Origin of the sequence: Clostridium sp., from assembly GCF_021372645.1 — a bacterium.
In the GTDB taxonomy this organism is placed as follows: Bacteria; Bacillota; Clostridia; order Clostridiales; family Clostridiaceae; genus Clostridium.
In genome coordinates, this window is the sequence record NZ_JAJFUC010000081.1 from 1 (window position 1) to 12,301 (window position 12,301).

Annotated in this window: 19 protein-coding genes; 11 read left to right on the plus strand and 8 right to left on the minus strand. The window is 27.0% G+C overall.

The window, feature by feature from the left end:
• The first annotated feature begins 83 nt into the window (after window positions 1–83).
• The 3 genes from LLF98_RS12435 (at window position 84) to LLF98_RS12445 (ending at window position 727) form a co-directional block, all read left to right on the plus strand.
• Window positions 84–377, plus strand: coding sequence for a hypothetical protein (locus LLF98_RS12435; RefSeq protein WP_291704044.1), 294 nt, complete (start codon window positions 84–86; stop codon window positions 375–377).
• Between the two features lie 72 nt (window positions 378–449).
• Entirely contained in the window at window positions 450–578 is a 129-nt protein-coding gene (locus LLF98_RS12440; RefSeq protein WP_291704046.1) for a hypothetical protein, read from the plus strand.
• A 26-nt stretch (window positions 579–604) separates the two neighbouring features.
• Entirely contained in the window at window positions 605–727 is a 123-nt protein-coding gene (locus LLF98_RS12445; protein WP_291704049.1) for a hypothetical protein, read from the plus strand.
• Between the two features lie 205 nt (window positions 728–932).
• Here LLF98_RS12445 and LLF98_RS12450 read toward each other — a convergent pair whose 3' ends face one another.
• Together LLF98_RS12450 and LLF98_RS12455 are read right to left on the minus strand one after the other, a co-directional pair.
• A complete protein-coding gene (locus tag LLF98_RS12450; RefSeq protein ID WP_291704082.1) occupies window positions 933–1,148 on the minus strand; it encodes a helix-turn-helix transcriptional regulator in 216 nt (71 codons plus the stop codon).
• 11 nt (window positions 1,149–1,159) lie between these two features.
• The gene (locus tag LLF98_RS12455; RefSeq protein ID WP_291704051.1) at window positions 1,160–1,639 is read right to left on the minus strand and encodes a DUF2975 domain-containing protein; all 480 of its coding nucleotides are present in this window, start codon (window positions 1,637–1,639) and stop codon (window positions 1,160–1,162) included.
• Between the two features lie 296 nt (window positions 1,640–1,935).
• Between LLF98_RS12455 and LLF98_RS12460 the strand changes: the two genes are divergently transcribed.
• From LLF98_RS12460 to LLF98_RS12470, 3 genes are all read left to right on the plus strand, one after another.
• Entirely contained in the window at window positions 1,936–2,256 is a 321-nt protein-coding gene (locus LLF98_RS12460) for a YbjQ family protein (RefSeq protein ID WP_291704053.1), read from the plus strand.
• Window positions 2,257–2,260: 4 nt separating this feature from the next.
• Window positions 2,261–2,491: a hypothetical protein gene (locus LLF98_RS12465; RefSeq protein WP_291704055.1), complete on the plus strand. Its 231-nt coding sequence runs from the start codon at window positions 2,261–2,263 to the stop codon at window positions 2,489–2,491.
• A 578-nt stretch (window positions 2,492–3,069) separates the two neighbouring features.
• Entirely contained in the window at window positions 3,070–3,462 is a 393-nt protein-coding gene (locus LLF98_RS12470) for a hypothetical protein (RefSeq protein ID WP_291704057.1), read from the plus strand.
• 207 nt (window positions 3,463–3,669) lie between these two features.
• On the opposite strand, the gene LLF98_RS12475 is transcribed toward LLF98_RS12470, so the two are convergent.
• The 4 genes from LLF98_RS12475 to LLF98_RS12490 form a co-directional block, all read right to left on the minus strand.
• On the minus strand, window positions 3,670–3,888 hold the full coding sequence (locus tag LLF98_RS12475; RefSeq protein WP_291704059.1) for a DUF2922 domain-containing protein: 219 nt from the start codon (window positions 3,886–3,888) through the stop codon (window positions 3,670–3,672).
• 41 nt (window positions 3,889–3,929) lie between these two features.
• A complete protein-coding gene (locus LLF98_RS12480; protein WP_291704061.1) occupies window positions 3,930–4,154 on the minus strand; it encodes a DUF1659 domain-containing protein in 225 nt (74 codons plus the stop codon).
• 61 nt (window positions 4,155–4,215) lie between these two features.
• Window positions 4,216–4,416 carry a DUF2922 domain-containing protein gene (locus LLF98_RS12485; protein WP_366512112.1) on the minus strand — a complete coding sequence of 67 codons (201 nt, stop codon included), beginning with the start codon at window positions 4,414–4,416 and terminating at the stop codon, window positions 4,216–4,218.
• Window positions 4,417–4,598: 182 nt separating this feature from the next.
• On the minus strand, window positions 4,599–4,823 hold the full coding sequence (locus tag LLF98_RS12490; RefSeq protein ID WP_291704065.1) for a DUF1659 domain-containing protein: 225 nt from the start codon (window positions 4,821–4,823) through the stop codon (window positions 4,599–4,601).
• Window positions 4,824–4,969: 146 nt separating this feature from the next.
• Here LLF98_RS12490 and LLF98_RS12495 point away from each other — a divergent pair, with 146 nt between their 5' ends.
• Window positions 4,970–5,890 (plus strand): tyrosine-type recombinase/integrase, encoded by a 921-nt coding sequence (locus tag LLF98_RS12495; RefSeq protein ID WP_291704067.1) that lies wholly within the window; start codon window positions 4,970–4,972, stop codon window positions 5,888–5,890.
• A 178-nt stretch (window positions 5,891–6,068) separates the two neighbouring features.
• Complete coding sequence (locus tag LLF98_RS12500) at window positions 6,069–6,773, plus strand: FTR1 family protein (protein ID WP_291704069.1); 705 nt, start codon at window positions 6,069–6,071, stop codon at window positions 6,771–6,773.
• A gap of 233 nt (window positions 6,774–7,006) precedes the next feature.
• Here LLF98_RS12500 and LLF98_RS12505 read toward each other — a convergent pair whose 3' ends face one another.
• Window positions 7,007–7,180, minus strand: a complete 174-nt coding sequence (locus LLF98_RS12505; protein ID WP_291704071.1) for an aspartyl-phosphate phosphatase Spo0E family protein — start codon at window positions 7,178–7,180, stop codon at window positions 7,007–7,009.
• 132 nt (window positions 7,181–7,312) lie between these two features.
• Here LLF98_RS12505 and LLF98_RS12510 point away from each other — a divergent pair, with 132 nt between their 5' ends.
• Window positions 7,313–7,531 (plus strand): helix-turn-helix transcriptional regulator, encoded by a 219-nt coding sequence (locus tag LLF98_RS12510; RefSeq protein ID WP_291704074.1) that lies wholly within the window; start codon window positions 7,313–7,315, stop codon window positions 7,529–7,531.
• 175 nt (window positions 7,532–7,706) lie between these two features.
• Window positions 7,707–8,000, plus strand: coding sequence for a hypothetical protein (locus tag LLF98_RS12515; RefSeq protein WP_291704076.1), 294 nt, complete (start codon window positions 7,707–7,709; stop codon window positions 7,998–8,000).
• Window positions 8,001–8,308: 308 nt separating this feature from the next.
• Here LLF98_RS12515 and LLF98_RS12520 read toward each other — a convergent pair whose 3' ends face one another.
• On the minus strand, window positions 8,309–9,757 hold the full coding sequence (locus LLF98_RS12520; protein WP_291704078.1) for a hypothetical protein: 1,449 nt from the start codon (window positions 9,755–9,757) through the stop codon (window positions 8,309–8,311).
• An 816-nt stretch (window positions 9,758–10,573) separates the two neighbouring features.
• Here LLF98_RS12520 and LLF98_RS12525 point away from each other — a divergent pair.
• On the plus strand, window positions 10,574–11,689 hold the full coding sequence (locus tag LLF98_RS12525) for a hypothetical protein (protein ID WP_291704080.1): 1,116 nt from the start codon (window positions 10,574–10,576) through the stop codon (window positions 11,687–11,689).
• Window positions 11,690–12,301 lie beyond the last annotated feature (612 nt).

A 12,301-nucleotide genomic window follows, 5' to 3' on the forward strand; every position in this document is an offset into this window, starting at 1 on the left:
ATAGAAGCTGCTGCAGCAGAAATAAATTATACTACTGGAGAGTTATCTAAATATTTTGATGTATCAATTACAGCTATAAATAAATGGATAGATCAAGGAAGATTTATAGGTATAGAAAGATTGAAAATATAAGAAAACTAAACGCATTATACATAGATATAGATTATTATAATATTGAAAATTTAAAAGGCTATGATCATGAAAGAGTTCTTGGAATTCTTGAAAATGATTATTTTGGACAGGATGTTCCAGAACCAAGCTTTGCAATATTCACAGGATATGAACTTGCAGTATACTGGCTTATTGAATCAGTTCCAATAAAAGTACTTCCACTTTGGAATGCAATTCAAAAACATTTTCTAGAAAAGCTTATATAGTAAATTTCTATACTTTATATTCTCTTCATTATGCAAGGCTTAACGATATATTAAAGCTTCAGGAGATTAGAGATGGATATTGTAGGAATAATGATGGATCCTTACAAGAAGAAGGCCAGAGAGAGCTTATGTGCTTCTTATATAGGTATTAGTACTGTTGCTATTGCAATGACCCAAAACAAGCACTTCAGAACACTCTAGAGTTTAATCAAGGGCTTAAGAAGCCATTGCCTAATAAAGAAGTAGAAGAACTATATAAAAAAGGATATAAACAAGTAGAAATAGTAAAAGAACTTAAATTAACCAAAGGAAGAGTATCACAAATAATTAAAACATTAAGAAAAGTTTAATTAAATACTTGCTTATATTAATGGGGCGTAGTCTGTTTACTTTTAAGTTCCTACAAAAGTGAGCTTTCTCACACATATTTTATATATTCTTAGAGTGGATCTTTAGAATATGTAACCCAGCCTTTGGCAATATACTATGCGTTTTATTATGATAAAATGGTGACTGTCACCATACTGAGGGAACTTGTGACTGAAGTTGCTATTATTATCGTTCTTCTTCGTTTCTGAATTCTAAGATATCACCAGGCTGACAATCCAGTGCTTTACATATTGCTTCTAACGTTGAAAACCTTATAGCTTTTGCCTTTCCATTTTTCAATATAGAAAGGTTAGCCATGGTTATTCCGACTTTTTCAGTAAGTTCTGTTACACTCATTTTTCTTTTAGCTAACATGACATCAATATTAATTATAATTGCCAAAAAATTCACCTCTATACTGTTAAATCATTTTCTATTTTTATATCTATAGCTTCTTTTAAAAGCTTTTGGAGGACGGCTGAAAAGACTGCAATTACCGCTGAAGTGAAGCTTGAGAACATCCCCATTATTACGAGTCCTGGGAAATCATGCTTTTTGCTATAAAATATACAAACTGGCAATATTATTGTATAAAATATACTTATTGAGATTGCACTGTATTTGATATTCTTTAAAGCTTTTACAGATAGTTCCGAGAAAGCATTACTTTTATCAATGTAGCATAATAGTTTAAAAGATTGATACAAAGCAAAATAAAAGGGTATAGCTGTTACATATATACCTATTATAATAGGATATAGTATTAGCTCATGATTATTTGGATTTAATGGATACTTGTATAAATCAAACAATCCAAATATACCAAGGGCAAGAACGGGAGTTCCAATAAGCATAACGGCTATTTTTAAAAAAAGTGTTGATTTAAGTCTCATAAAGAGCACCTCTCTTATTTGTTATTATTTCATTTTAGCACACTATTTATCGTAAAACAATAAAACTTTAATGATTATTAATATATTATTATTGTTAAAATGGTGACAGTCACTATACTGATATACAATACATTTTTGTCTAAAAGTCTTTTAAATTATGTCCCCAAAAGGTATAATTTAATTATTCAGAAATTTCGGAAAATGACAAGATTAATACAGGTTAATATTAGGTAAAAGGGTGATGCTTCTAAAAAAATATTCTTGTTATTGAGAAGTATAAAGAGGAGGTAAATTTAATGATAATTGTTACTACTGAAAATATTATTGGTTACAAAATAAAAGAAGTAAAAGGAGAAGTTTTTGGATTGGTCGTAAGAAGTAGAGGTTTTGGCGGTACTGTGATGGCTGGTCTAAGAAGTTTGGTGGGTGGAGAAATCCATGAATATACATCTTTGCTTGAAGATACACGTAAACAGGCAATTGACCGTTTAGTTAAGAATGCTACTGCTATGGGAGCCAATGCAATTGTAATGATGAGGTTTGATTCGAGTGAAATTGGTCAGACAATGAGCGAAGTGGTGGCTTATGGTACTGCCGTAATAGTTGAAAAGGAATAAAAATATGAAAATAACACTTAACTTTTATTTTATTTTTCAAATATGTATGGTTATTTTAGTTGTGATAACTTATGTGTTTTTTGATAAGAGATATCACAAAAATCATGGTTCAGGCATTCCAGATGGATTTGAAAAAACAGAAGAAATAACCATTGACCCAACCGATGGAAGAAGATTACGAGTTTACTATAATAGAAAAACTGGTGAAAGGTTTTATTATGAAGAAAAAAAGTAACTAAAATGGTGAGAGGCACTAAATCACATTATGGAATAACTTAACAGTAGTAATACTAGTATATTTAATTTAATACTGCACACAATAATACCTGAAAGAGGTGATTGTCATGGGAAATGATTTTGAAGATGATTATTGGGGATTACTCCAAAAATAATTTTTAAATCCCCATAATTACACTTATTTTCACATGAAGCCAGGGTTTAAGAATAAACCCTGGTTTTATTTTTTGTAAAATGGTGACAGTCACCATACTGAGGGAACTTGTGACTGAAGTTGCTTTAAGGTTTATTGCGTGTACACTTTTTAATGTTTCTCAAGTTGGACAGGCTCTCCAGTTTGTACATTTTTGACAATAAAGGGATTCTCAATATTTCCGACAAAACCCATTCCAATAAATAGCAATTTATAGTACATAATGGTATAATTCACTTATAAGTTGTTATGAAATTGTAAAATATGAAGAATTAACAATTGTAATTTTATTTAGGTCGTAATAGACATATAATTAAATTATAAGATACAATATTAAGCTCTATTTATAATTTCAAATTTTCATTTAAAAGGATAGGATTAGTATGAAAGGATTTATAAAAGATGTTTTATATGGAATAGTTATTATTATTGTCATAACGATTTTAGAATTTATTGTGACGATTCCATTTGGAGAAGTTTCAGAAGAAATAGACAATGTAAAATGGGCAAGCATGATTAATCTAGAATTATTGTTAACTGCATTGCCTGCGACTGTTACAACACTTGTTTTTGCATGGCTTCTTAAGACAAAAAGTAAAGCAGATGCACTTAAAAAAGGGATTATTTGGACCAGTATTCTTGCATTAAATTATATCCTCATTGGTATTGGAAACAATAATATTAGATTGATTTTTGGAAAAATAGGCATTTATGTTCTATTGGCATGTGCCTTTGCTGGAACCTTTATTTATGTCAAAATAAAGCACTTAAATTAAAATACAAATACTTCACAACATTCTTAAATGGTGACAGTCACCATAATTCAACAAAACATAGCACGAAATGGTTATTTCGTGCTATATTCTATATTCTGATCAAAAGTGAGAGTTTAATGATCTTTAGTTAATTTTAAGAGCAACAAACATGAATTTAAACTAAAAATAAGAGTAGTAGAGAAACCCCTATTACTCTTATTTTTAAACTTAAGCTACATCATACTTAGTGATTGTCTTAGCTACAACTTGAGCTGAATCTTTACTAACTAATGCACCTGAGTTTGATAAAAATATATTTTTAGCAATTATAATATCCATAAGGGTATCTACATCAGCTTGTGTAATTGTTGATTTAACACCACTAATAGATAAAGTAGAAGTTAAACCATACTCTGTTTTAAATACCATACTTAAAGTATATTCCATGATATTTAGCCTCCTTTACGATCTATTTTATAAACTTTTTACTAAGCATTTACGAGTTCTGAACTTTTATTTAAAAGACATGCTCTTGTTGGCTCTGCGAGTACTGCTTTTATAGCATCAGCAACATCATAAGCATTTTGTTGATCTACGTCATTTCTTAAATTTGCAAAACTTTTTTTTGAGTAAGTAGGATTACCATTTGTATCAGTTCCACTTTGAACTTCAATTGAAAGCGAAGTTGAGTTTATAACTTTACTTACAGCCATGAAAATAACCTCCTTCATATTTTTTTTAAGAGCAAGATAGCACTTACCCTAATCTACGATATTAAACCATTTCGATAGTAGTCACTGTCTTAGCGACAATAGTAGCGAAATCTTTTGAAGCTAAATCTCCTGAAGTTGTACTAAAAATATTTTCAGTTAAGATTTGATTCATTAAAGTATTAACTTGTGTTTCAGTAAGAGTACTTTTGACACCAGTTACTGAAAAAGTAGTTTTCTTGCTACCTGTAGTTAGAAAGACCATATTTAAAGTATATTCCATGAAAGCGTACCTCCTTTACTACATATTTAAGGAAACACCTACTCCTGACGTCATAGGTGTAAGCGATTCGCACAAAAAACAATTTCATAAGGAAGTTAACTCATATTCACAAGTTAACTAAGTTCGAATATCCAAATACAAGATTTGGATTCTCACTTATCTGCTTAAGCATTCACAAGTGTTTCAACTTCATTAATTAAAGTTGCTCTTGTGCTTGCTTCTAAAACAGATTTAATAGCTTCACCAACATTGTAGACACCTTCATCAGTTGCAGTTAACTTTACTCCTGAAAAACTTTTCTTTCCATAGATTGGATCTCCAGCTTTATCTGTTCCAGTTTGAATTTCAATAGCTAAAGTTTTACTTTTCATTGTTGCAGTAACAGCCATGATAATACCCCCTTTACATTTTTGATATAAATATATATGCAATAGAAAATGTTTTTTACAGAATAATCACTAAATGAATTAATAATATCAATTCATGTTAAACTAAAGAAAATTATTAAGTTTAAGAAAGTGAGAACAAAGGAATAATGAATAAAGAGATTCCAGAGATAGTTAAAAGTTATTTAGACTATTTGACAGTTATTCAAGGAAGAGCAAAAAGTACAACTTATGCTTATAAATTAGATATAATGCTCTTAGTAGATTTTTTTAAAAGCAAAGATAAGTTTAAGGATAGGGAGTTTGATGAAAATTTTATAAAAATAATAGATCTTAATGATCTATATGAGTTTTTAGCTTATGTTAAAAATGAAAGAGAAAATAATTCATCTACCAGATCACGTAAGATTGCAACTTTAAAATCATTTTTTAGTTACTTAGAAACCAAGATTAAGATAATTACATATAATCCATGTAGAGAACTTGAAGCACCAAAGAAGCCTAGTAAACAAATTAATTATTTAACGCTCGAAGAAGCTGAACAATTACTATCTAGTATAGATGGCAGGCGAAATAGAGATAGAAATTTTTGTATAATTACTTTGTTTTTAAATTGTGGTCTTAGACTTTCTGAACTTTGCAATATTAAAACTTTGGATATAAGAAAAGATATCTTGGTAGTTAAGGGAAAAGGTGAAAAGGACAGGACGGTTTATTTAAACGATAAGTGCATAAGTGCTATTAATACATATTTACAAGTAAGACCAGATGTTAAAAATAAATTTTTGTTTTTGTCTGAAAGAAAAATTCAATTATCTAAAAGACAAATTCAACACATAGTAAAGAAGTGTATAAGTAATGCTAATCTTGATACACATAAATATACAACGCATAAACTACGCCATACTGCGGCTACACTTTTATATAAACATGCAAATGTAGACATAAGAACTATTCAGGCAATTTTAGGTCATAAGAATATAGCTACTACAACTATTTATACTCATGTTGATGATGAAAGTGTAAGGAAGGCAATTAATTCTAATCCATTAAATAAAAGTGATAAGTAGGATTAGATAGAAGTTATAATTTCTACAGAATGTGTAGATTTTGTGTAATAACTAATATAAAAAAGTTCTTTGAAAATTGAATACTACGGTATTTATAAAATAGGAGACAGTAATAAAATATGTTGAAACATTTTATTTCACTCAATCATATAATATAGCAAGTAGGAGGTGAAAAACCATGCTTGCTCCATTTATAATATGCTTTAGAGAAGGTATTGAGATTTTCTTGGTTATTATTCCTCTAGTAGTTTACTTTAATAAAAATAAAATGTATGAAATGAGTAAGAGTGTGTCACTAGGAGGAACTTTAGGAGGAATTATTGCAACTATAATTGGTTCTATAATATTTTCACAAGTTGCTTTGTTAAACGGTTCTGCAGGTGAATTATTTGATGGCATATTAGGTATAGTATTATCAGGATTAATATTATACAGTGTAGTTCTTTTAAGAAAAAATAAGTCCTTCGATATTAATCCAAATCAACGATTTATTTCTTTAAGTAAAAAAGGAGTATTCATCATTGCAGCAATAACATTCTTTAGAGAATTTTTAGAAGCAATATTATTTATTTTAACTAGTTCAGCAGGTTCTTATTTATTAGTAGCAGGTTCAGCATTATTAGGTTTAGTATGTGCAGCGCTAAGTGTTTATTTGGTAGTTAAAGGAATTTCTAAGCTTAATATAGGCGTAGTATTTTATATACTAAATTTATTCTTAGTTGGACTTGGAGCATATTACTTTGGCGACGCATTAGATGTATTATTTAGTGAATATATTTCTCAAATTTTTATAATAGGTGTATTGGTATATGCACTTCCAAGTTATTTTATAATAATAAAAAATGATTTAAAAAAATATCTGAACTCTGATAAAATAAAATAGTAGTTATAATACCGTATTATTCAGAAATGAATGTACGGTATTTTTCGCATGCAATACTAAGATTAATTATGAAGAAGATATTAATAGATTCAAGGAGTTTGCAAATCAAAACAACTTAAATCAGCAAGAAGCATTCACTTCCAACCTGTCTAAGGATTTAAACTATATTTCATAAGTCATTTCAAACTTTCATTTTGAAATGACTTATGAGATAATAAAAAACTGTAAATAGCCTATTTACAATTCTTCATGGCTTCTACTATATAAATATCTAACTCTTGGCTCAATTTTAGAATTGTTTCAGAATTTACATTTTCACAAATCATTTTATTTAATTGTTCTCTTAGTTCTTCAATTTTTCTATCATTATCCATTCTTAGGTCTTCAATTTTTCTATTTTTATCCATTCCTACCCCTCTCTTATAAAACTTAGTTACAAATAAAAAATTACTTATTTTTAATACATATTATACAATAAAAAGGGTTTACTGCTATGAAACTTTCGATGTTTTTCACCATAATAAAATGGGGTGATAAATATGATAAAAGAAAAAAGAAAAGAAAAAGGTCTAACCCAATCTAAATTAGCTGAAAAATTAGGAATAAGTAAAGGTTATTTATCTAAATTAGAAAAACATCCTTTTATTTGTAATCCTAATGTCAATCTAATTATAAAATTATTAAAAGAACTTGAAATACATCCAATAAAAATTTTTATATTTTTCACTAAAAACAAGTTTTGCACTTATAAAAATTAAAGATAAGCTTTAATAGGTATTAACAATAAAAATATAGACAAGTTGATTTCCAATTAAAAACAGCTTATTGGATATTTATATAAGTATGTGGCTAGTTTTTACACGTATGTCAACTCAACCCGTTAGAGAGTTTACAAAAATAACCTGCAGAGTTTGTCTGCAGGTTATTTCTATTATGTTAACATTAGTTGAAAGAATAGTAGAAGAGATGAATAGTTTTAGTGAAGATTTAAAAGAAAAATTGCCACAAATATATTCTAAAGAATTATTAGAATTATTATTTTTCGAATTTTATACTAAGATATCTTATATTGAAGATGGCCTTAGGGTAAGTAGAAAAACAGCAGTAAGTTATTTAAAACAATTAGAAGAAAATAATTTTTTATCATCTCAAAAGATTGGAAGAGAAAGAGTTTATTGTAATGACAGGCTGTTCAATTTAGTAAAGGAAAGTAATAGTCACAAATAAATCTTTATAATAAGCTATTTAATTTTGGGCAAATCACAAATAATTAGAATAATTTCAAGTGGTTAATTATATGAACAATTTTATAACCATACACCCAGAATTGAAATTTCTAAATAGTAAATATACTTCTGAAATTCATATTGCAGCTTTTGATTCAAATGGCATAAAGTAGAGATCATATATTACTTTATACTTATATAAATGTAACTTAATTTGTTACATATTATAGTGACAGTATACGTTACTATAATAGTCACATAATTTGTAACTACTTTTTGTTACAAATTATGTGACTTTAGTTAATACGATTAATTTTCTATAGCATTATAATTTCTATCCTGATCTTCTTCAAGTTTAGCTTTTTCCTTACTTGATAATTCAATATATTCAATATTAAATTGAAATATTTTACTAATATACATAAAGTCTTTAATAATTATCCCGTTATTTTTAAGTTCTTCAAGAGCAGCTTTTATTCTATCTCTTTGTCTATAGTGATTTTTAGTATTCCAATAAATTGCTGTGGCAAATTCATTTAAATAAATATCTTCATTTAACCCATGTTTATTAATTTCAGCTCTATATCTTCTTTTTTGAAGCCAAATAGCTAATTGCTGCGAATCATCACTTAAGCTGTTAAATACACTTTCATCATATTCTAAAGTACTCTTTTTTATAATAAGTTCTTTTAAAATATTTCCTAAATAAACTTCTGCTATTTTAGAACCATTTAAAGTATATATCTTACTTTCTAAAAAAACCCCATTAACTGAAGTACCTTCAATATTGTAAGATAGTTTTATACTTCCAAGTTTAGCTATTGAGTCTTCAACAGCTTCATAATTCTTTGCTCCATCAGTTAAGCCAATATCTTTTACAATTAAATTTATGCTCTTTATAATAGGTTCACCAAGTACCATCTTATGAAAATGAGTATAATAATATCTTATAATTTTAACATCTATTCTATTTAAATACTTAACAGCCTTTATAAATGCTATTTGTGTTAATAGATCATTTACTAAAAGAGGATTACCACCACTTTTAATTTGAAGATATGTACTTTGTTCTAATTGAATTAAAAGTTCATTTTGTTCTTCCTGGCCAATCATAATAAATCTATCTATAGTAGAATTTTCACTTAAATCATGTGATCCATCTAATATGTTTTTTTGATCATTTGTAAGTAAATCAACTCTTCCTGTTGTATCTATTGGAATATCACCTAATATACTTGGAACCCTGGTAACATTATTGTTATAATCATCAATTTCCTTATCATATCTTGAATAAAGAATTAATATATCATTTTTAAATGCTGTTTTAATAGAGTTTTTGCTTAATTCAGATAGAAATAAAAAATCTGTAAGCAGTGTATCAGTGTCATTTTTCCAATCTTCAATTTTACTTAAAATCTGTTCTTTATATATTTCACTATTATCTGCAGAAAAATAACTCTTAAACTTATCTAAAGATAATGTTTTAGATAAAACTTTTTCATACTGATACTCTAAAAACTTAATTTCTTTATATAATACGCTATTTTTATTATTTAATACTTTATTTGCCCATCTTGTTTTTGTTGTTTTTATAGCTCTTGCTAAATTCTTTACTATAAACTCTTTATTGTATATATTATCTAAATTTTTAATATCTCCAGCTAAGCTGACAAAATATTTATCAAATTTTTCTTTAAAAATAGCATTATATTTAGGCTCTAAAATCTTATAAATTTCATCTTTAAAGACCGTACTCATAGTTTTCACCCTTTCTATTTTATATGAGTCATAGGCATATAAAATCTGTTCTAATCTTTATATGCCTAAAGTATATCATAAGATTAGAATACTTGAATATCCATAAGCTATTTTTATGTTTCAATCAAAAATAATAATGTATTAATAATTATCACAATACTCTTTATAAATTGATTTTTTACAATAAATGGTGTGCAAATTGAACCGTACTGAGTGATAATTGTGCAAGTTTTACCGTACTGAATGTTAATTGTGCTGGATATGAACCGTACTGAGTGACAATTGTGCTGAAAATCAACCGTACTGAGTGAAAAAAAATTATAATTTTTAACATTTATATCATAAATATGATAAATAATTCAATATTATGGAATATTATTGAATTAATTTCGAAGAAATCAAAAAAAATTAAAAATTTTTTTGATTTTTTTCTTGCAATACTCCTATTATTTTTTGAATTTCTGTGCAAAATCAACCGTACTAAGTGAAAAAACCTTGCATTTTTAATGTTTTTTCTTGCATTGTGCAAAAATTAACCGTACTGAGTGAAAAAAAATCTTAAAAATTTGTGATTTTTAATTTTAGAATTTTTAAAAATCCCCATAAATCCAGTATCTTCAAGGCTTTCAGCTTTTTGTTTAAATTTTACGTATCTAAATGGAAAAATGCCATCAAACCCGCATTCCTTCGTCAAAATTATCTTCCATTGTGTCAAAAATTAACCGTACTGAGTGAAAAAAACACCTGTTTTGCATTATTCATGATTATAAAATACAATGGATTTTAGATACTGACAACAAATGAGGTGAGGAAGAAATGGCTACCAAACTATATAATTCACATTTATCAAAAATACTATTTGAATGTAATGAATACTATATTATTGACACTTATATTTCCTTAGTAGATATAAGTAGTGAAGTTAATTCAAAATATCTGATTCAAACTTTTACAGATTCGAAAGCTGATCTTATAGCTTTAGTCCGCCGCAGATTAAGTGTTTCTTATAAGACAGTATTTAACTGTATAGATAAGCTAATAGAAAAATCTATTTTGGCTTTTGATAAAGAATTACATAGCTGGATTTTAGTTAATATGGAGAATATGACAAAATCTAAGGCTGATTTATCTTTTATTCATAATGAAAATAATGAGTCATCCTTTGGTTTTACTGGTTATACCCATATAAGAAATTTCTTCTTCACTGATGAATTTAGAACAATGAAGGCTCGTGAAAAAAGACTTATGATATATATGGCTGAGTTATGTGATTCTAAGGCCTCAAGATTTCATGATGGCTTTTCTATGAATCTTTTAAAAAGTAATAGTGACTGGATGAAGGTTTTAAAGACAAAATCAAAATATTATGCAAAATACACTATAAATAAAATGCTTAATAAATACTCTGAAATATTTAAAGATAATAGTGAAAATATGCGTTTAAACGATTTGTCACCTAAAAGAAACACTAATTTTAAATTTTACTTTGAATGTAAAGCAATAGATAATAAGGTTCAAGAAGATGATTATATTGAACTTGTTAAACTTAATAATATAAAAGAATACAATCTTGTTATGGAAAAAATTAAATTTGCTAAAATAACTTTAACTAAAAAACAAGCAATGCATCTAATTCGTGCAATAGCAAATCTTAAAGAATGGTTTTTAAAAGAAAGAATAACTCAGCTTATAATAAACAAATATAGAGCAATTCAAGTGCATAAAAGCCGTGAAAATATAAAATCATTGCCTGCATATGCTGCTGCTGTAGTTAAAAGCGTTGTAAATGAATTTAAAGAATTTAAAAAACGTGTATCTTTAAATAGTAATATAAGAAGCTATGAGCTTGGTGAAAATTTTATAGAATACACTAAAGAGCAAAATGCTTATGATCTTGGAGCTGAAATAAAACAAGCATTAGCAGCATTATAAGCTTCATGTGAATGGTTCTTTTAATCCAAAGACTATTCACCAATGAAAATATGCTTAGTTTATTTCTTATGGACATTTTTAAAAATAATATACTAATACAAATAGACCTGGTATTTTTTACATACATTGGGTTTATTTCTTGTTGCCTAAATATGATTCCCATGACTAATTTAAATAAACTAAAAAGATACCTAGAGAGATTAACATAATTTTATCTCTCTTTTTTTATACAATTTAATACTGATTTCTTGATGCTTGGCCAATATTTCTAGCTAAAATATTATATAATGTAAAGTTGTAAAATTTATTTTTATAGTTATAAAATTTAATCTTAAAGTCATTAAATTATTGATTAATCTTATAAAATTTTGTGTTCTTTTCTTAAAAATATAAAATGCTCTTAAAGCCTTATGTATTAATATATTCAAGGTTTTAAGAGTATGCTATAAATTGTATGTATAGTATATTAACTGTATGTATATTTTATAAATTGTAAGATTTGAATATGAACTGTGAGATAGGAAATTTACAAGATAAATTTATATATGCTGAAGTATTTTAAAGTTCAATTAAAAAATATTAAAACTACTTTGATATATCTGAAAATTATAG